This window comes from Sulfitobacter alexandrii (genome assembly GCF_001886735.1).
Classification (GTDB): domain Bacteria; phylum Pseudomonadota; class Alphaproteobacteria; order Rhodobacterales; family Rhodobacteraceae; genus Sulfitobacter; species Sulfitobacter alexandrii.
Window position 1 is genome coordinate 2,399,363 of the sequence record NZ_CP018076.1, and the last position, 19,940, is coordinate 2,419,302.

Sequence of the window (19,940 nt, forward strand, 5' to 3'; positions counted from 1 at the left end):
AGACCGCCCCGTGGGATGGACCCATGGCCCTTAGCGGTAGCCGGCGGCTTCCATCGCCTCGTTGGTGATGTCCTGCGCCTTGGCCAGGGCTTCGTCCACGGACTGCTGACCGGCATAGGCGGCGGAGAATTCCTGGCTCACCTCGGTGGCGACGCCCGCGAACTCCGGGATCGCGGCGAACTGGACCCCGGTATAGGGAACCGGGTCGACCGTGGGGTTGTTCGGGTCGGCCGTCAGGATCGAATCCAGCGTCATCTGGGCGAAGGGCACCTTCTGGTACTCGGGGTTCTCGTAGAGAGAGGTGCGCGCGCCCGGCGGAACGTTGGCCCAGCCTTCGTTCTCGGCCACCAGTTCGATGTAGTCCTTGGAGGTCGCCCATTCGATGAACTGCTTCGCGGCGTCTTCCTTCTGGGTGCCCGCGGGGATCGCCAGCGCCCAGGCCCACAGCCAGTTGCCGTTCTTGTCGATGCCGTCCTTGTGGGGGGCCAGCGCGAAGCCGACGCTGTCCGCCACGGTGGAATCGTTCGGGTTGGTCACGAAGGACGCCGCGACGGTGGCGTCGATCCACATTCCGCACTTGCCCTGCTGGAACAGCGAGAGGTTCTCGTTGAAGCCGTTCGTCGCATAGCCCGCGGGGCCGCTTTCATTCATCATCTCGGTGAAGAACGTCAGCGTCTCGTTCCATGCGGCGGTATCGAACTGCGCGTTCCAGTCCTCGTCGAACCAGCGCGCGCCGAAGGAGTTCGCCATGGCGGTGATGAGCGCGCCACCCTCGCCCCAGCCGGCCTTGCCGCGCAGGCAGATGCCGTTGATGTCGTTGTCGCGGTCGGTCATCTTGGCCGCCGCGTCGCGGATGAAGCCCCAGGTCGGCGAGCCTTCGGGCATTTCCAGCCCGGCCTTTTCCATGAGGTCGGTCCGGTACATGATCATCGAGCTTTCGCCGTAGAACGGTGCCGCGTAGAGCGTGCCATCGCTGCTCAAACCGTTTGCCATGGCCGGCAGGATGTCGTCGACGTCGTAGTCATCCGACAGATCGTCGAGCGCCACCAGCCATCCGTTTGCCCCCCAGATCGGGGTCTCGTACATGCCGATGGTCATGATGTCGAACTGGCCACCCTTGGTGGTGATATCGGTGGTCACGCGCTGGCGCAGGACGTTCTCCTCGAGCGTGACCCACTCGACGCCGATGCCGGTCTCTTCGGTGAAGCGGTCGGTATAGCCCTGCATCCGGATCATGTCGCCGTTGTTGACGGTCGCGATGGTGATCGTTGTGGCGTGGCTGTCTGCGTAGGCGCTGCCGGCTGCGATCAGCCCGAGCGCGGTTGCAGCACGAAGCGTGCTATTCAAAGACATCCGGTATCCTCCCTGATTGGACGTGCTGGCCGGAGCCTAGGCCAGGCATATACGCGGCGTCAACTATAATTTTCCGCGCGTAAAATTTTAACGCATCACGCGGAGTCCCTGAGGATGAGGCGCCCTTCCAGACGGGTGCTGCTCCACGAGGGCACGGTCCCGTTGATGGCGGCAAACAGCGTATCTGCCGCGCGTTTGGAGACCGCGTCGTAGTTGTGCGAGATCGTGGTCAGCGGCGGACAGGTGTAGCGCGAGTGGGGATGGTTGTCCTGCCCCGCCACCCGCACCCGGCAGCCTTCGCCCCGGCCCACGCTCACGCCGTTCTCGTAGCAGGCGGTCAGCAGACCGATGGCCAGCCTGTCGTTGCTGCAAAGGATGGTATTGCTTGCGAACTGGCCCTCGGCAAAGGCCGTGTGGCCGCCCAGCCTGCCGATCTCCTCAAAGTCCCAGCCATCGCCTTCGATGGAAATCACATGGGGTTCGTGGCCGAACTGCGCCATCGCGTTCAGGTAGCTTTGCCTGCGGCGGTGGGCGTTCGGATTGGTCGGGCGCTTCATCTCGAAGAAACAGGGCGGCTCACCGGTGCGGCAGAGGTAGTCGGTGATATGCGACGTGAACTGCATGTTGTCGGAGCCGACGAAAGCGAGGCCCAGCTCATCCACGTTGCTGTCGAACAGGAGCGTGGGCACATCCGCGCAGAACCGCTCGAGGGCCGGACGATCGGACGCGCGGCCCAGTGGCGCCAGAAGCACGCCCGCCGGCTTGATCGCGCGCAAGGTGTTCAGCGCCTCGACCTCGTGGACCGGATCGCCGTGCGAACTGAACAGCGTGGGGTGATATCCCGCCTCGATGCAATGCTGTTCGAGCTTGCGGGCGATTTCAGCGAAATAGGGGTCGGTCAGCAGCGGGACCACGATCCCAACGTTCTTGGTCAACTTGCGATTCTGGTTCATCGCGTAAAGGTTCGGACGGTAGTCGTATCTCTCGATCGCGGTCTCGATCCGCTCGCGCGTGGAGGGGCGGACACTGTCGGGATCGTGGAAATACTTGGATATGGTCGGCCGGGAGATCCCGCTGACGGCGGCGAATTCCTCCATGTTCCTGATGGTCCGGTCAGCCATGCGCGGCCCTTTCGCGATATTTACACGCGCAACTCTGACTTTCCGCGCGGAAAGCTTCAACCTTTCTTTGACAAATTATTGCCAAGCTGACCGCTGCGATGGCGGGCAGACGGCAAAACGCCGAGTTGCCGCTGGCCCCGCGCGCCACTAGACATCGCACATGACCAGCGCTGCGGCAGATTCGACATATCCCCTGACCTCCGCCGCCCGTCGGCGGCGCGGCTCGGGATCGTGAGGCACCCGTCATGATCGTCCGCGACCACCCTTCCGCACTACAGCTCTATATCGTGATGCAGGGGTCGATCGTGCCCCGGATCATCGGCAAGATCGTCGGGATCGCCTTTCTGACCACGGCGGTCGTCGTGATCGACACCCATGTGGTCCGCCTGCCCCATATCTCCATCGCCGCGATGAGCATCTTCGGTATCGCGCTCTCGCTGTTCCTGGGGTTCCGCAACAATGCGGCCTATGACCGCTGGTGGGAGGCCCGCAAGCTGTGGGGCGCGATGATCGCGGACGTCCGCAACCTGGGGCGTCACATGTGCATCTTCGTGGGCAACGGCGCCGACCGGGCGCATATCCTGTCCTGGGCGGTCGCCTTTGCCCACCTGCACCGGGGCGCGCTGCGCGACGTGGACGTGAGCGCGGAGATCACCGGCTGGGTCGGCGCCGAGACCGCGTCGGACCTGCTGGCACACCAGAACCCGGCGGATGCCGCGCTGCGGTCGATGGCCGACCAGATCGGCAGCCTGACGGGCCAGCAGGCGATCAGCGGCTTCGGACAAATGACCATATCGAAGACACTTTCCTCGCTGGCCTTGGCCCAGGCGGGGTGCGAGCGGATCAAATCGACGCCCCTGCCCTTTGTCTATTCGCTCCTGATCCGCAGGACGACCTATCTCTATTGCTGGCTTCTGCCCTTCGCGCTGATCGAACCGACCGGCGCCTTCGCCCCGCTGCTGGCGGCCGTGGTGGCCTACGTCTTCTTTGGATTGCAGACCGTCACGAACGAGCTGGAACTGCCGTTCCAGAACGTGCACAATGGTTTGCCACTGGATGCCATGTGCAGGACGATCGAAATCTCGGTGTCCGAAGCGTTGGGGCAGCCTGCGCCGAAACCGCTGGTGCCCAAGGACTACGTCCTGACCTGAGCGCCGCCTACTTCAGCAGCACGGGAATCTGGATCGGGCCGCGAAAGCCGAAGCCTTTCCAGATGACGTCGTCCCGGTCGGGGATGCTCATCTTCGGGAACCGGTCGAACAGCATCGGCAGCATGATCTGACCGACCGCGCGACGGGCCACATGGGTGCCCTGGCAGAAATGCGGACCGTTGCCGAACGCCTGGTGCGGGGCCTTGTCGCGGTAGACGTTGAAGCTTTCACCGTCGTGATAGATGTCCTCGTCCCGGTTGGCGCTGGCCTGCACCGTCATGACGGTGTCGCCCTTGGGGATCAGGAAGCCGCGCAGTTCGGTGTCCTGCGTGACGAGGCGGGACGACACCTGGATCGGCGCGACCCAGCGCACCGCTTCCTCGAACGCCTGTTCCCAGTGATCGTGGCGGCGCACCTCGGCCAGCTGGTCGGGGTGCGTCAGCAGGCCGTAGATCACGGTATTGAGCGAATCCCGCGGTTCGTTGATGCCGCCGCCGATGGCGATCTTGATATTGGAATAGATCTGCTTTTCCTCGATCGGGTCATCGGCGTTCAGCATCACCGAGAACGCCGAGTTGTCCGGCTCGGCCCGGTGACGCTCCTGTATGTGGTCGAGCAGGGCATGGATCTGCGTATTGGCACGATCGGCCCTTTCGAACGGGGCATCGGCCCAGCCGAAATTGCCGGCGCCTTCGATCAGGGCCTGTGACCATTCCATCATCTCCTCGTCGGAGGCTTCGGGCATGCCGAGCAGGATCGCCAGCCCGCGCGCGGCATAGGCCCCGGACAGGATGGAAAAGAGATCCACGATCTCGCCCCGCGGCAGGCGCGAGACATACTGCTCGGCAATCCGCATGTACTGGGGCATCCAGTCTTCCTTGATGACCCTCGGGGCAAAGGCCGGTGCCATCGCCATCCGCTCGCGCTTGTGGTCCTCGCCGTCCTTGCGCATCAGCGTATGTGCCCAGAACGCCCGCTTCATGGGCGTGTTCGGATCGTCCGAGCTGAAGATCTCGGGCGTGTCCTTGACGTACCTCGTGTCCTCGGCCTTGGTCAGAAGCGTCCGCCCGGCGGATTTGACCCGCAGCACTGGCGCCTCGCGGCGCAGGCGGCGATAGATCGGATAGGGATCCCGATCCAGTTCCTGAAGGGTGATTTTTTCGTCCAGTGGCGCAAGATCAGCCATGTCGGCATGCCCTCGTGATGTCGTGCCGAGGCACTCGGGATCAATCTATCGGTTGGCCCCGCGCCCGCACAAGCCCCGGGGCGCGGGCGTTCCGCGCAGTCTCAGGCGGTTTCGCCCAGCAGCCGCATCGCGTTTTCCTTGAGGATCAGCGGACGCACCTCGTCCTTGAAGGGCGCGGCGTCGAAATCCTTGAGCCAGCGGTCGGGCGTGATCGCGGGCCAGTCCGAGCCGAACAGCATCTTCTTCCTGAGGATGGAGTTGGCGTACTTGATGAAGATCTCGGGAAAATACTTGGGCGACCAGCCGGACATGTCGAAGTAGACGTTGGGTTTGTGCTGCGCGACCGCCAGCCCCTCTTCGGTCCAGGGAAAGCTGGGATGTGCCAGAATGATCTTGAGGTCCGGGAAATCGACCGCGACATCGTCGAGGTGCATCGGGTTCGAATACTTGAGCCGCATGCCCATGCCGCCCCGCATGCCGGAGCCGACGCCGGTCTGACCGGTGTGGAACAGGGTGATGACCCCCTCCTCCGCGCAAGCCTCCAGCACGGTGTAGCAGGCCTCGCGGTCGTTGGGGTAGAAGCCCTGCATCGTGGGATGGAACTTGAACCCGCGCACCCCGAATTCGCGCACCAGCCTGCGCACCTCGCGCGCGCCGGCCTTGCCCTTGTGCGGATCGACCGAGGCGAAGGGGATCAGGATGTCGTCGTTCTCGGCACAGATCCGGGCGACTTCCTCGTTCGAATACCGGCGGAACCCGGTTTCGCGCTCCGCGTCCACGGGAAAGATCACGGCGGCGATGTTGCGTTCACGGTAGTAGCTGGCGGTGTCCTGAACGGTGGGCAACATCCCCTCGGCGCCGGCCGGGTTCTTGAAATAGGCGGCCATCCCCGCCTGGAACTCGTTGTAGCCATCGTCGCGGTGATCGCAGCAGGGTTCCTCTGCATGGGTGTGAAAATCGATCGCTTTCACCTTGCTGAAATCGACCATCGCTTTCTCCTCCCAGAACCGTTGGCTGCAAAAACCGCTATACAAGAAAACTGTTAATCTGTACAACAGAAATTCAGATCAGGCACGAGGGGAGAATCCGATGCAGCCACGCCAGACAAGCGGCAAGGCCACCCGCGTGGAGATCGACGGCGACATCGCCACGATCATTTTCGACCGTCCCGACAAGCGAAACGCGATGAACGACGCGCTGATCGACGACCTCGACGCCTTCTTTTCCAACCCGCCCGAAGGCGTGAACGCCGCGATCCTGACGGGCGCGGGCGGGCATTTCTGTTCGGGTCTCGACCTTGCGGAGCACGAACAGCGCGCGCCGGTCGCGGGCGTCCACCATTCGCGGAACTGGCACCGGGTGGCCGACCTGATCGAATTCGGCCCCCTGCCCGTGATTTCCGCCATGACCGGCGCCGTGATCGGCGGCGGGCTCGAGATCGCGACGGCGACGCATGTGCGCATCGCGGAACCCGACGTGCGGTTCCAGTTGCCGGAAGGGCGGCGCGGCATCTTCGTCGGCGGCGGCGCCACCGTCCGGGTGAGCCGGATCATCGGGGCCGACCGGATGCGCGAGATGATGCTGACCGGGCGCAACTACGGGGCCGAGGAAGGGCTGGCGCTGGGGCTGGCGCACTACAGCGTCGGCACCGGCGAGGCGCTGCCGCTGGCGCGCGACCTCGCGCGCAAGATCGCGGACAATGCGCCGTTCTCCAACTACCTGATGATACAGGCAATCTCGCGCATCGGCGACATGTCCCGCGGCGACGGCCTGTTCACCGAGAGCCTTGCCGCGGCGATGTCGCAGACATCCGACGGGGCCAGGGAAGGGCTGCGGGCGTTTCTTGAGAAACGGGAGCCCAAATTCAGATGACGCCCGCCGGGAGGGAGCCCGGCGGCGCGTTCAGCAAAAACAGGGAGGAAGACCAATGAAGAGAAGAGAGTTTCTGAAAACCACCGCCGCCGGCACGGCGCTGATGGCTGCCATGCCCGGTGCGGCGCTGGCGCAGGACGTGACCCTGCGGCTGCACCAGTTCCTGCCGCCGGTGGCGACGGTGCCGGCGAAGATCCTCAAGCCCTGGGGCGAGCGCCTTGCCGAAGCGTCGGGCGGGCGGCTGAACGTGCAGCACTTCGACGCCATGTCACTGGGCGGACGGCCACCCGAACTGATGGACCAGGCCCGCGACGGGGTGGTGGACCTGTCGATGACGGTGGTGGGCTACACGCCCGGCCGCTTCCCGCGCACCGAGGTGTTCGAGCTGCCGTTCATGATGACCAGCCCGGTGGCGACCTCGCTGGCCTTCTGGCAGATGGTCGAGGACGATTTCCAGTCCAACGAATACGCCGAATTCAAGGTGCTGGGCGCCTGGGTTCACGGACCCGGCGTGATCCATTCCATCGACCCCATCGAGAAGCTGGAGGACATGAAGGGCAAGACGGTGCGCGGCCCGACCCGCGTGATCAACGACATGCTGTCCGAACTGGGGGCGACCCCCGTCGGCATGCCGCTGCCCGCGATCCCGGAGGCGCTGTCAAAGGGTGTGATCAACGCCACCGTGATCCCGTGGGAAGTCACGCCCGCCGTCCGCCTGACCGAACTGGTGTCCAACCACACGGAATTCTCGGGCGCTGAATCGCTCTATACCGCGACCATCGTGCTGGTGATGAACAAGGCCAAGTACGACGCCCTGCCGGATGACCTGAAGGCCATTCTGGACGCGGAATCGGGTGCGAAGCTGTCGGAGTTCGCCGCACAGGTGATGTGGGATAACGACGCGCCGGGCCGTGAACTGGCCGTGCAGAACGGCAATACCATCATCCAGCTCGACGAGGCCGAAGTCGCCCGCTGGAAGGAAGCGGCGCAGCCCGTGATCGACCGCTGGGTCGCCGAGATGGACGGCAAGGGGCTGGACGGACAGGGCCTGATCGACAGGGCCAAGGCCCTGATCGCCGAAAAGACCTCCTGACCTCACGCAGCGATACCGGAGGGCCCGCGGGCCCTCCGCTTTGTCCGGGGAGCGGTCCGATGTACGCGGCAAGTTACAAGGTGGCGGATTTCATCGCGCGTGGGCTGGCCTATGCGGGGGGTAGGATCCTGATCGTCATTACACTGCTCACATGCGCGTCCATCGCCGGGCGGGCCTTCGTGCCGCTCGACGTCGGCATCGGCCCGATCCGCGGCATCTACGACATCACAGAGATCGGCATGGCCGCCGCCGTCTTTGCCTTCCTCCCCTGGGCGCAGCTGCGCGAGACCCACGCGCGGGTCGACCTGTTTCAGGCAGCCCTGCCCCGGTGGACGGACCTGGCTTTGGACCTGCTGTTCAACGTCGGCATGGCCTTCGTCGCCGCCATCGGCACCTGGCGGTTGTATCTCGGGATGCTCGACAAGCTGTCGTACGGCGAGACGACGCTGATCGCCCAGATCCCGGTCTGGCAGGGCTTCGCGGCCTCGCTGATCGGGGCAGTCGGTTTCGTCGTCGTCTCGCTTTTTTGCATATGGCGCTCGGCCCGCAGGCTGACCGGGCGGGAACGGCGGGTATAGCCATGTCGAACTTCGAACTCGCGCTCTGGTCCTTTCCGGTCCTGCTGATCCTTGTTTTCCTGCGTGCGCCCATTGCGTTGGCGATGATCGGCGTCGGCGTGGGCGGCACGTACCTGGTAATCGGCACGCCCATGATGACGCTGAACCAGCTCAAGACCCTGACCTACGGGACGTTTTCCAACTATTCGTTCTCCATCATCCCGCTGTTCCTGCTGATGGGCCAGTTCGCGACCCTCTCGGGGATGAGCGCCTCGCTGTTCCGGGCCGCCGAGAGCTTTCTGGGGCACCGGCGCGGCGGGGTGGCCATGTCGGCCGTGGGGGCCTGCGCGGGGTTCGGCGCGATCTGCGGGTCGTCACTGGCCACCGCCGCGACCATGGGTCAGGTCGCCCTGCCGGAACTGCGACGCTACGGCTATCCGGGCAGCCTCGCAACGGGGGCGCTCGCCGCCGGCGGCACGCTGGGCATCCTGATCCCGCCCTCGGTGATCCTCGTGATCTACGCCATCCTGGCCGAGCAAAACATCGAGAAGCTGTTCGTCGCGGCGCTGATCCCCGGCATCCTTGCCGCCGTCGGGTACATGGTCGCCATTTCGATCTGGGTCCGGGTTTCGCCCAATTCCGCTGCCGTCCGGGACCGCGTGCCATGGGGTGAACGCATGGTTGCCCTGGGCAAGGTCTGGCCGGTGATCACGATCTTCGTGGTCGTGGTCGGTGGCATCTACGCGGGCATCTTCACCCCGACCGAGGCCGCCGCCGTGGGGGCGGCGGGCACCGGTCTGGTGGCGGTGGTTTCGGGGCAGATGTCGCTGGACCGCCTGCGCGAGGCGGTCCTGTCCACGGCGGGGTCGACCGCGATGATCTTTCTCATCATCCTCGGGGCCGGGATATACAACAACTTCCTGTCGCTTACCCAGCTGCCGCAATCCGCCTCGGCCTGGGTCGGGGCGCAGGGGTTCTCGCCGTGGTTCGTGCTGACGATCGTGCTGCTGATGTACCTTGTCTTTGGCTGCGTGATGGATTCGCTGTCCATGGTCCTGCTGACCGTGCCGATCATCTTTCCGATCATGGTGGCGCTGGATTTCGGCATGTCCGCCGATGATTTCGGCCTGTGGTTCGGCATCCTTGTGCTGATCGTGGTCGAAGTGGGGCTGATCACGCCGCCCGTGGGCATGAACCTGTTCATCATCAACTCGATGGCAGAGCGGACGCCGATCTCCGAAACCTACCGGGGTGCCCTGCCCTTCGTGCTGACGGATATCGTCCGGGTCGCGATCCTCGCGACATTTCCCGCCATCACGCTTTGGCTGGTGTGGTTCGTCGACAGCCTCGGTTGAGGCGCGGGACGCCGGGACGCTGGCCCCGGCACGGCAGGGCTGCTAGGACAGCCCCAACCCAACCGACCCGAGGCCTGCCGGGATGTCCCGAAAGCTGATCTTTCCGCTCTACTACGCCGCGATCCTTTTCCAAGCGGGCGCCTACGGGCTGACCTTCATGCTGCCGCGTCTCTACGACGGGTTCGGCGCCAACGAGAAAGTGGTGGGCACGACGCTCTTGCTGACGACGGTGGCCACGGTGGTGACGGTCTATTTCTCGGGGCATCTGTCCGACCTGATGGGCCGTTTGCGCACGCTGGGCATGGCCTGCGTCGCGATCTCGGCAGCGCTGATGCTCTATGCCACGGCCGATGGGGTCGGTCCCGGACTGATGGCGGCAAGCGTGCTGCTAGGCTTTGGCTGGGGGCTGACCTATTCGCTTGGGCCCATCGTCATGTCGCGGCTCGTGCGCGCGGACGAGAGGGTGCGCTATTTCACGTTGCTGTCGGTCTTCGTCATGGGCGGCTTCGGATTCGCGCCGGTGATCGCGTCGGCGCTGGAGAACGCGGGCTTCGCCGTGCGCGATGCCTTTGCGCTGAACAGCGTGCTCTGCCTGATCAGCGCGGCGCTGTTCTTCGGGCTTGACCGTCCGATCAGGCTGCAGGCGGTGAACGCGCGCCCCGAGGCGCCCTCGCGCATCACGCGCGCGGCGGTGCGCGGGGTGTTGCGGTCGCCTGCGCGGCTGCCGGTATTCATGGTGTTCCTCGGCGCGAGCATCTTTGCCGGCCTGAACAACTTCCAGACCGTGTTCGCCGATGCACGGGGGCTGGACTACGCCTGGTTCTTCACCACCTACACGCTGACGTCGGTGATCTTCCGTCTGGTGATGGCGCGGTTCACCGGGGGGCCGAACCCCTATCTGACGATCGCGCTCCTGCAATGCCTGATGTGCGTGGGACTGGGGCTGTTCGTGGTCAGCGGCGACAGCCTGCCGCTCTATCTACTGGTCGCCGTGCTGTTCGGCCTCGGCTACGGCGTGTCCTACCCTGTTCTCGTTGCGATGGCTGCGGACGATGCGGACGAGGAGCTGGGCGCGCAGACCCTGCAGCTTTTTGCGCTGACGTATTTCATCGGCATCTTCGGGTTTCCGCTGGTCGCCGGCTGGATGATCGTGGAGGTGGGCACCCGCCCCCTGCTGATCCTGATCACGGCGCTCGCGGTGTTGGAGACGGGTCTGGCGCTGCGCCGGGGGCTGGCGCGGCGCAACGGCGTCCCGCGGCGCGCCTGACCTGTCAGACAGCGATGACGTCCGCGTCGGGATCGGGGACATGCATCCGCGCGATCAGGTCGGCGTTGCCGTCGCGCATGGCCCGCTGGTTCAGGGATCCCTTTTCGGTCACTTCCCCGCGGTCGAAACTGGGCTCACGCGACAGCACGACGGCGCGTCTCACCCGTGCGGCGGAGCCGGTGGCGGCCCCCGCGGCTGCGGCGAGCCTTTCGGTCAATGCCTGCCGCAGTGCCGCAGGCTCGAGCTTCTGCGCCTTGTCCGACAACAGCAGCAGCGCCCCGAGTTCATGGCGATCCTCGCCGGTGATGACGGCATCGCGCACCAACCCGTCGAGGGCATCCACCACCGCGGCCCGCACCGCCCCCACGGCAACCCAGGTGCCGGTGGCCAGCTTGAAATTTTCCGCGATGCGCCCGTCAAAGAAGAACCCCTTGGAGAAATCCTCGGGGTCGGCCGGGCGCAGCGCGTCGCCGAAGCGGTAGAAGCCCTCGTCGTCGAAGGCTTCCGCCGTCTTGCGGGGGTCCGCGTAGTAGCCCGGCGTGATCGTCGGCCCCTTCAGCCGCGCTTCCAGCTTGCCGCCGTTGGGGACCAGTTTCAGGGTCAGTCCCGGTGCGGGCACCCCGACGTTCCCGGACCTTTCCTGAATCTCGGTACAAGCGAGAGCAAAGGGGGCCGTCTCGGTCGCACCCAGCCCCGTTGCGAGCAGCACTTCGCGGCCCGTCGCGGCGCGGCCCACGGCGCGAAGCCTGTCCCAGGTTCGTTGCGCCATGCCCGCACCGGCGTAGAACATCATGCCGAGATCGCGAAAGAAGGTTTCCGCAAGGGTCGGATCGTTCTCCAGCGCGGTGACCAGCATGTCGTAGCCGACCGGCACGTTGAAGTACCACGTGCACGAGACGTCACGCAGATTGCGCAGGGTTTCGTCGAACCGGCCCGCCACGGGCCGCCCGTCGTCGATGTAATAGGTGCCGCCGTTGGTGGTGACCATGTAGAACACCTTGTTGCCCGCAGCGGTATGGTTCCACGGCGCCCAGTCCAGCACCACCGGCGGCCGGCGCACGAGGAACCGGTAGCAGTCGCGGATCATCGCCTGACTGGCGCAGATCATGCCGTTGGTGTTGATCACGGCCTTGGGCGAGCCGGTCGAGCCCGACGTGAAAAGGTACTTGAGCACCGTATCGGCGTTCAGCGCCGCCCGTGCGGCGCGCGCCGCTGCCGGGTCTCCGGCCAGCAGGCTGTCGAAGGTGACGGCCCCCGGCGGGTCGTTTCGCAGGGTAATGACCTGCCGAGCCTCCCTCGCGATGGCCGTCAGCGCGGGCGCAAAGGCTGCGCCATCATCCGCAAACAGCGCGCCCGGCGCGAGCGTGGCGGCGATGTCCCTGAGCTTGGCATGGTCCTGCGACACGAGCGAGTATGCCGGCGACACCGGCGCGAAAGGGACGCCGACATAGGCGCAGGCCATGCCCAGAAGCGCGTGCTCGAGGCTGTTCTCCGACAGGATCAGCAGCGGGCGGTCTGGCCCGAGCCCCATGGTCAGCAAGGACGCGGCGATCGCCTGCACCTGCGCACGCGCCGCGCCGTAGGTGATCCGCCGCCACGCGCCGCCGGCCTCCCGCCGGGCGATCCAGGATTGATCCGGCGTGGTGTCGGCCCAATGGTCGAAATAATCCGCAAGTCTCGGGTGAAAATCGCCCAACGGCGCGCGCTGGCGCATCAGGACCGTACCGTCGGGCCGGGTTTCGTAGGCGAACGCCGGCTGCCAGAAATCCGATCGGCTTATCCCGGGAGCAGCGGCCATGTCAGCCATCTCACTGCGGCGCCGCGCCAGAACCGGCGGCCCTGCAAGCAACCCGGGCGCCGTGACCGCGCCGGCCCCGAAGGCTCATTCCGTCTCTCCCTTGACACGGATACGGCGCAGCAGGCTGATGAGCGTGCGCCGTTCCTCCTTGGTCAGATCGGCCAGCAGCGCCTTCTCGTGGGCGCGCACGGTCGCCAGCGCTTCGGCATAGGCCTGTCGGCCCTTCTCCGTCGGAACGAGCGCCTGAATGCGCCTGTCACCGGGCACGGTGTCGCGCGACAGGTAGCCAAGCCCCTCGAGCTCGTCCACGATGGCCACGAGGCCGGAGCGTTCGATGCCCAGATGGCGGGCCAGCTTGCTCTGGGAGATGTGGGGAAACTGCACGACCAGCGACAGGGCCGAGAAGACACGTGGCGCAAGGGAATCCTGCCCCAGCGCATTGCGGAAATCGGCCTGCACGATGACATAAGCCCGCTTCAGATTGTAGCCCACGAACTGCTCGAGGTCGGAAATCGCGTGCGTGTCGTCCCGCTCCTCGTCGCTGGGTCTTGGCTGTGCCGGCATCGCGCGCTCCCCTCCTCTGGCTTGCCAAGAAAGTTTACAGGATATTGTTTATCTGGCAAACAGTTTAATGCCATAAGGATCATATCATGCGGTTGCCCCTTCCCACCCTTGAACATGCCTGCGACCTGACCGTCGATCTCGACCCGATCCGCGAGATGGGGCCGGGCCGTGCGGGGCAGCGCCGCATCGTCCCGATCGTGGGCGGCAGTGTCACCGGCCCTATGCTGCAGGGGCGGCTTCTGAACCTTGGTGCCGACTGGCAGACCGTGTTCGCCGACGGACTGGCCGAGCTGGATACACGCTACGCCATGGAGACGACGGACGGCGCGACCATCGAGATCGTCAACTACGGGCTGCGCCACGGTCCGCCGGAGGTTCTGGCCGCGATCATGCGCGGCGAAGAGGTGCCGCCCGACAGCTACTACATGCGCACGCATGCCCGGCTGGAAACCGGCGACGACCGATATGCCTGGGTGAACCGGACGCTGTTTCTCGGCGTGGGGGCGCGGCATCTCCAGCAGGTGCAGATCAGGCTTTACGCGATCCTTTAGGCCACGCGCCACCGCAGGCCGATTGCCCCGACGGCGGGGGTGGCGGGCACGCCGCTTGCCGCGCTCACCCCCACAGGGAGACCGGGTCGGGTCAGGCCCCGCCGCTCCTTGCCGCCAGTCCCGCCGCACGCATCTGCGACAACGTCATGCGGGGGGTCAGTGCTTCGGCCGAGACGTTCAGATCCAGAACCGCCCCCGTCTCGGAGGCCAGCGCCCGGTCAAAGGCCGCCTGGAAATCGGCGGTGGTTTCCACCCGCTCGGCATGGAAGCCATAGGCGCGTGCGAGTGACGTGAAGTCCGGGTTCACCATGGTGGTGCCCGATACCCGCTCGGGGTAGTGACGCTCCTGGTGGGCCCGGATGGTGCCGTAGATGCCGTTGTTGACGATCAGCACGATAGGCTGCGCGCGAGCCTGCGCGGCGGTCGCGAGTTCCTGGCAGTTCATCTGGAAGTCGCCGTCACCGGCAAAGCAGACGACGCACCGGTCGGGATGCGCGACCTTGGCCGCGACGGCGGCAGGCAGCCCGTAGCCCATCGCGCCGGATTGCGGCGCCAGAAGGCGCGCCTCGGGACCGTACTTGAAGAACTTGTTCGGCCAGACGGTGAAGTTGCCGGCGCCGTTGGTCAGGATCGCGTCCTCGGGCAGCACCTCGCGCAGGTAGGCGGTGGCCTGCACCATATCGACGGGCGAGGGCTGTTCGGGCGCGTCGAAACCCGCCTCCCATGCCGCACGACCCTGCGCACGCCAGTCGGCCCAGCCGCCCTTTACCGGGCGCAGGGCCGTGGCAAAGGCATTCGGTCCCGCCGTGATGCCCAGGGCCGGCACGTAGACCTTTCCGATCTCTTCGCTGGACCCGTGCACGTGGATGACCTTCTGCTTCGGGTGGGGCACGTCCAGAAGGGTGTAGGCATCCGTCGTCATCTCGCCGAAGCGCACGTTGACGGCGAGGATCGTGTCGGCCTGCGTGATCAGATCCTTCACGTGGGCCGGCATGCCGACGCCCGCCTCGCCGCAATAGACCTCGGAATGGTTGTTGAACCGGTCTTGGAACCGGAACGCCACGATGGCCGGGATGTCAGAGGCCTCGGCGAAGTGTTCGATCGCGGCCTTGCCTTCGGGCGTCCAGTTGCAGCCGCCGATCAGGATCAGCGGGCGTTCGGCGCCGGAGAGCATCGCCAGCGCCTCCTCCATCGCCGCGGGGCTCGGTGCCGGCTCCTCGATCCGGGCCGGACCGGCAAGCGGCGCGGCATCGGACAGGCTGGTCAGCATGTCTTCGGGCAGTGCCACCACGACCGGTCCCGGACGGCCCGTAGTGGCCATGGTCCAGGCGCGGGCGAGGATCTCGGGGATGCGGTCCACGTGATCGATCTCGACCGCCCATTTGGCGAGAGGGCCGAAAAAGGCCCGGTAGTCCACTTCCTGAAAGGCTTCGCGACCGCGCATGTCGGTGCCCACCTGCCCCACGAACAGGATCATCGGCGCGCTGTCCTGAAAGGCGGTGTGCACGCCGATGGAGGCATTCGTCGCCCCCGGACCGCGTGTCACCATGCAGATGCCGGGACTGCCCGTCAGCTTGCCCCATGCCGCGGCCATGAAGGCGGCGCCACCCTCGTTGCGGCACAGGACGAAGTCGAACTTGCCGTTGCTGTCGTGCATGCCGTCCAGAACGGCGAGATAGCTTTCCCCCGGCACGCCGAAACTCTTGGTCGCGCCCAGCGCAACCAGGCTTTCCACCAGCAATTGTCCCCCGTGTCGTGCCATGATGCGCCTTTCCTTTCCGCTTGCCGCTCGTGATTCTCAGGTTCGCCACAAGCTGCCCGCAAAGCCATGCCGATGAAACCGCGAAATCCCGATCCGCCGCCGCTTATTTGTCCGGGACAGGAACCATAAGCATCCGGTAGCGGTTGAATAGATTGTTACGTAATGAGTGCGCCTGACCTGCCATCGCCGGAGACCCACTTGGACAACCTCACATCGATCCGCCGCTCGCTGCAATTCCTCGTGCTCGTGGCGCTCTTCGGAACCTGCTATTTCGCGCGCGACCTGATCCTGCCGATCCTGCTGGGATTCCTGCTGGCACTGACCCTCAGCCCGCTTGTGCGAGGCTTCTATCGCGCCGGGATTCCCCACGCGGTCTCGGCCGGGGTGCTGGTGACGCTGACCGCGCTCATCATCATGGCCGTCGTTTTCGGCTCCGCCGGAACCGTCGCTCTGTGGAGCGACGAACTGCCCAGCATGGGCGCCGAGATCCAGCAGAAGCTGCGCGTGATGTCGGACGCGATGGAAGGTGTGCGCAATGCCACCGAGGAGGTCGAGAAGATCACCAAGGCCGAGGACGGCAGCCAGGAGGTCATCGTCCAGCAACCGGGCCTGCTGGACACCGCGATGGACACGGTGACACGCATCGGCGCATCGCTGATCGTGACGCTGGTGCTGGCGATGTTCCTTCTGTCCTCGGGGGAACTGTTCTACCTCAAGATGGTGCAGGCCTTTCCGACGCTGGCGGGCAAGAAACGCATCCTGTCCACGGTCTACAACATCGAACGGCGGGTATCGCGCTACCTGCTGACCATCACGGTCATCAACGCGGGGCTCGGACTGTGTCTCTTTGCCTACCTGACCGCGCTCGGCATGCCGCAGGCCTACGTCTGGGGCATCGCCGCCTTCCTGCTCAATTTCCTGCCCTACCTCGGCGGGATCATCGGGACGGTGCTGGTCGGCGCGTTCGCGATCGTGACGTTCGACACCGTCAGCTACGCCCTGCTTGCGCCCCTGGGCTATCTGGCCCTGACCAGCCTCGAAGGTCAGATTCTCACGCCATTCCTCGTGGGCCGGCGGCTGGCCATGAACACGGTCGCGGTGTTCCTGACGGTGGTGTTCTGGGGATGGCTCTGGGGTGTGCCCGGCGCGCTTGTGGCGGTCCCGTTCCTTGTCGTTTTCAAGGCCGTGTGCGAGAACTTCGAGCCGCTGCAGACCATCGGGCTTTTCCTGTCGTCAGAGGACAGGCATCTGCCCGAACACGAAGATGAAAAGGCCGAAACCTGACGCGGCGCGCCGACTGGGCCCGAGCCCGAGGCGGCGCCGCCTCCCGGCGTGGTCCTGTCCGCGCAAGCGCTTTACATCAACCGGCATGAAAAAGCGCGGATATTTGCAGCCACGCCGTGCGACGTTTACAAACGCGCTGGATGCAGGGAAATAGTTTTACAACGAAATCAAGCCATTCCAAATGGTTATTTCAATCCTTACACAGGACGCTATGATCCCGCGCAGGAGGAGACGTGCGTTTGACAGGCCCCGGCCGGATCGCGCGCCGAAAGTGAAGATCAAGGAGGAGCCCCGAATGTCCGACGCCAGAACCTATCCGCCATCCGAAGCCATGGTCAAAGGCGCGCATGTCAACGCCGAGCAGTATGCGCAGATGTACGAGGCCTCGATCGGCGACCCCGAAGCGTTCTGGGCCGAACAGGGCAAGCGGGTCGACTGGATCAAGCCCTTCACGCAGGTCAAGGACGTCGACTTCACGCTCGGCAAGGTCAAGATCAACTGGTACGCCGACGGCCAGCTGAACGTCAGCGCCAACTGCATCGACCGTCACCTCGACACCCGCGGCGAGCAGACCGCGATCATCTGGGAACCGGACAACCCCGAAGAGGACGCGCAGCACGTCACCTATCGTGAGTTGCACGCGCAGACCTGCAAGATGGCCAACGTCCTGCGCGACCAGGGCGTCGGCAAGGGGGATCGCGTGATCATCTACATGCCGATGATCCCCGAGGCCGCCTATGCCATGCTGGCCTGCGCCCGCATCGGGGCCATCCATTCCATCGTCTTCGCGGGGTTCTCGCCCGATGCGCTGGCGGCGCGGATCAAGGGGTCCGAGGCCAAGGTGGTCATCACCGCGGACGAGGCACCGCGCGGCGGGCGGAACACACCGCTCAAGACCAATGCGGACAAGGCGCTGGCCTCGTGCGATGCCGCCGTCAAATGCCTCGTGGTGCGGCGTACCGGGGCGGACGTGCCCTGGGACGAGGCGCGAGACGTGGACTACACCGCACTGGCCAAGACGACCCCGGACACCTGCGAGCCGGAAGTCATGGGCGCGGAGGATCCACTGTTCATCCTCTACACCTCCGGTTCCACAGGGCAGCCCAAGGGCGTGGTCCATACCACCGGCGGCTACCTCGTCTATGCCGCCATGACGCACGAAATCACCTTCGACTACCATGACGGCGACATCTACTGGTGTACCGCGGACGTCGGCTGGGTCACCGGGCACAGCTACATCGTCTACGGCCCGCTCGCCAACGGGGCGACCACCCTCATGTTCGAAGGCGTGCCGACCTATCCAGATGCCAGCCGCTTCTGGCAAGTCTGCGAAAAGCACAAGGTGAACCAGTTCTACACCGCTCCGACGGCGATCCGCGCCCTGATGGGCCAGGGCAACGAATTCGTCACCCGCTGCGACCTGTCGAGCCTCAAGCTGCTCGGCACGGTGGGAGAACCGATCAACCCCGAGGCCTGGACCTGGTACCACGAGGTCGTGGGTCAGGGCCGCTGCCCGATCGTGGACACATGGTGGCAGACCGAAACCGGCGGTCACCTGATGACCCCCCTGCCCGGCGCCCACGACATGAAGCCCGGCGCGGCGATGAAGCCCTTCTTCGGGATCAGGCCCGTGGTGCTGGAGCCCACCTCGGCAGAGATCATCGAGGACAACCCCGCCGAAGGTGTGCTGTGCATCGCGGACAGCTGGCCGGGCCAGATGCGGACCGTCTGGGGCGATCACGAACGGTTCGAAAAGACCTATTTTTCGGATTATCCCGGCTACTACTTCACCGGGGACGGCTGCAAGCGCGATGCCGACGGCGACTACTGGATCACCGGGCGCGTCGACGATGTCATCAACGTCTCGGGCCACCGCATGGGCACGGCGGAGGTCGAAAGCGCCCTCGTCGCGCACAAGAAGGTCGCCGAGGCCGCCGTGGTCGGCTACCCGCACAAGGTCAAGGGTCAGGGCATCTACTGCTACGTCACCCTGATGGGCGGCGAGGAGCCTTCGGAGGATCTGCGCAAGGAGCTCGAGGCGTGGGTCCGCAACGAGATCGGCCCGATCGCCAAGCCCGACCTCATCCAGTGGGCACCGGGCCTGCCCAAGACGCGGTCCGGCAAGATCATGCGCCGCATCCTGCGCAAGATCGCCGAGAACGATTATGGTGCGCTCGGCGACACTTCGACCCTTGCGGACCCGTCCGTCGTGGACGACCTGATCGAAAACCGCATGAACCGCTGACAGGATCGGGCCGCGCGCGACGCGGCCCGCATCACATTTGCAAGGCAGTCCATTTCCCCTTTCCGCCGAACGCTCTAGTTAGCTGTCAGCAATGCGACTCGGAAAGGTATTTCTATGGCACGGCACAGCACCCGAACCGTAGGTGTGATCGGATTGGGAAACTTCGGCAGCACGGTCGCAACCGAACTGCAGAGGTTCGGAAACCACGTGATCGGCGTCGACACGGATGAAAAGCGCGTGTCGGCCCACGCCGAGCAGCTCAGCCAGGCCGTGATCGTGGACGCACGGGACGACCTCGCCCTGCGCGAGGCGGGTTTCGCGGAATGCGACATCGGCGTCGTCGCCATGGGCTCGGACCTCGAGGCCAGCATCCTCAGCGCGATGAACCTCAAGCTGATCGGCGTGTCGCAGATCTGGGCCAAGGCCAAGACCAAGACCCATCACCGCATCCTGTCCAAGCTGGGTGTGGACCGGGTCATCCATCCCGAGATCGAGGTGGGCCAGCATATCGCCCAGGTGCTGCACAACCCGCTGGTGCGCGATTACGTCAGTCTCGGCAATGGCTACCACGTCGTGAACTTCCGCATTCCCGAAAGCCTTGAAGGCAAGCGGCTGGAAGACCTGCCGCACACCGAGAAATTCAAGCTGCGCTGCATCGGGGTCATGCGCGGCACCGAGTTCGTCGGCCAGGACGGCAACTCCTGCACCTTGCAGAGCGACGACCTGCTGCTGCTTCTGGGTCAGCGCAAGGACCTGCGCAGCTTCGCCGCAAGTCTCTGAC

General features: G+C 65.3%; 17 protein-coding genes. 10 read left to right on the forward strand and 7 right to left on the reverse strand.

Features of this window, described 5'->3' with window-relative positions:
- Window positions 1-30: 30 nt before the first annotated feature.
- Window positions 31-1,353: an ABC transporter substrate-binding protein gene (locus BOO69_RS11795; RefSeq protein ID WP_071972345.1), complete on the reverse strand. Its 1,323-nt coding sequence runs from the start codon at window positions 1,351-1,353 to the stop codon at window positions 31-33.
- A 95-nt stretch (window positions 1,354-1,448) separates the two neighbouring features.
- Window positions 1,449-2,474, reverse strand: a complete 1,026-nt coding sequence (locus tag BOO69_RS11800; protein WP_071972346.1) for a LacI family DNA-binding transcriptional regulator — start codon at window positions 2,472-2,474, stop codon at window positions 1,449-1,451.
- Between the two features lie 245 nt (window positions 2,475-2,719).
- On the opposite strand from BOO69_RS11800, the gene BOO69_RS11805 reads away from it, so the two are divergent.
- Window positions 2,720-3,625: a bestrophin family protein gene (locus tag BOO69_RS11805; RefSeq protein WP_071972347.1), complete on the forward strand. Its 906-nt coding sequence runs from the start codon at window positions 2,720-2,722 to the stop codon at window positions 3,623-3,625.
- Window positions 3,626-3,632: 7 nt separating this feature from the next.
- On the opposite strand, the gene BOO69_RS11810 is transcribed toward BOO69_RS11805, so the two are convergent.
- Window positions 3,633-4,811 (reverse strand): cytochrome P450, encoded by a 1,179-nt coding sequence (locus BOO69_RS11810; protein WP_071972348.1) that lies wholly within the window; start codon window positions 4,809-4,811, stop codon window positions 3,633-3,635.
- Window positions 4,812-4,912: 101 nt separating this feature from the next.
- A complete protein-coding gene (locus tag BOO69_RS11815) occupies window positions 4,913-5,800 on the reverse strand; it encodes an amidohydrolase family protein (RefSeq protein WP_071972349.1) in 888 nt (295 codons plus the stop codon).
- 100 nt (window positions 5,801-5,900) lie between these two features.
- Between BOO69_RS11815 and BOO69_RS11820 the strand changes: the two genes are divergently transcribed.
- The 5 genes from BOO69_RS11820 (at window position 5,901) to BOO69_RS11840 (ending at window position 10,955) form a co-directional block, all read left to right on the forward strand.
- Window positions 5,901-6,683: a crotonase/enoyl-CoA hydratase family protein gene (locus BOO69_RS11820; protein ID WP_071972350.1), complete on the forward strand. Its 783-nt coding sequence runs from the start codon at window positions 5,901-5,903 to the stop codon at window positions 6,681-6,683.
- Between the two features lie 55 nt (window positions 6,684-6,738).
- Window positions 6,739-7,776: a TRAP transporter substrate-binding protein gene (locus tag BOO69_RS11825; RefSeq protein WP_071972351.1), complete on the forward strand. Its 1,038-nt coding sequence runs from the start codon at window positions 6,739-6,741 to the stop codon at window positions 7,774-7,776.
- Between the two features lie 59 nt (window positions 7,777-7,835).
- Window positions 7,836-8,354: a TRAP transporter small permease gene (locus BOO69_RS11830; RefSeq protein ID WP_071972352.1), complete on the forward strand. Its 519-nt coding sequence runs from the start codon at window positions 7,836-7,838 to the stop codon at window positions 8,352-8,354.
- Window positions 8,355-8,356: 2 nt separating this feature from the next.
- Window positions 8,357-9,688: a TRAP transporter large permease gene (locus BOO69_RS11835; RefSeq protein ID WP_071972353.1), complete on the forward strand. Its 1,332-nt coding sequence runs from the start codon at window positions 8,357-8,359 to the stop codon at window positions 9,686-9,688.
- An 82-nt stretch (window positions 9,689-9,770) separates the two neighbouring features.
- Window positions 9,771-10,955: an MFS transporter gene (locus BOO69_RS11840; protein ID WP_071972354.1), complete on the forward strand. Its 1,185-nt coding sequence runs from the start codon at window positions 9,771-9,773 to the stop codon at window positions 10,953-10,955.
- 4 nt (window positions 10,956-10,959) lie between these two features.
- Here BOO69_RS11840 and BOO69_RS11845 read toward each other — a convergent pair whose 3' ends face one another.
- Complete coding sequence (locus tag BOO69_RS11845) at window positions 10,960-12,753, reverse strand: feruloyl-CoA synthase (RefSeq protein WP_071973786.1); 1,794 nt, start codon at window positions 12,751-12,753, stop codon at window positions 10,960-10,962.
- An 84-nt stretch (window positions 12,754-12,837) separates the two neighbouring features.
- Window positions 12,838-13,317, reverse strand: a complete 480-nt coding sequence (locus tag BOO69_RS11850) for a MarR family winged helix-turn-helix transcriptional regulator (RefSeq protein ID WP_071972355.1) — start codon at window positions 13,315-13,317, stop codon at window positions 12,838-12,840.
- 86 nt (window positions 13,318-13,403) lie between these two features.
- Between BOO69_RS11850 and BOO69_RS11855 the strand changes: the two genes are divergently transcribed.
- A complete protein-coding gene (locus BOO69_RS11855; RefSeq protein WP_071972356.1) occupies window positions 13,404-13,868 on the forward strand; it encodes a DUF3237 domain-containing protein in 465 nt (154 codons plus the stop codon).
- A 91-nt stretch (window positions 13,869-13,959) separates the two neighbouring features.
- On the opposite strand, the gene BOO69_RS11860 is transcribed toward BOO69_RS11855, so the two are convergent.
- A complete protein-coding gene (locus BOO69_RS11860) occupies window positions 13,960-15,630 on the reverse strand; it encodes a thiamine pyrophosphate-dependent enzyme (protein WP_071972357.1) in 1,671 nt (556 codons plus the stop codon).
- Window positions 15,631-15,828: 198 nt separating this feature from the next.
- Here BOO69_RS11860 and BOO69_RS11865 point away from each other — a divergent pair, with 198 nt between their 5' ends.
- The 3 genes from BOO69_RS11865 to BOO69_RS11875 all read left to right on the forward strand — a co-directional run bounded on the left by BOO69_RS11865 (window position 15,829) and on the right by BOO69_RS11875 (window position 19,939).
- A complete protein-coding gene (locus BOO69_RS11865; protein ID WP_237267449.1) occupies window positions 15,829-16,914 on the forward strand; it encodes an AI-2E family transporter in 1,086 nt (361 codons plus the stop codon).
- 295 nt (window positions 16,915-17,209) lie between these two features.
- The gene (acs, locus tag BOO69_RS11870) at window positions 17,210-19,159 is read left to right on the forward strand and encodes an acetate--CoA ligase (RefSeq protein ID WP_071972359.1); all 1,950 of its coding nucleotides are present in this window, start codon (window positions 17,210-17,212) and stop codon (window positions 19,157-19,159) included.
- 114 nt (window positions 19,160-19,273) lie between these two features.
- Window positions 19,274-19,939, forward strand: a complete 666-nt coding sequence (locus BOO69_RS11875; RefSeq protein WP_071972360.1) for a potassium channel family protein — start codon at window positions 19,274-19,276, stop codon at window positions 19,937-19,939.
- Window position 19,940 lies beyond the last annotated feature (1 nt).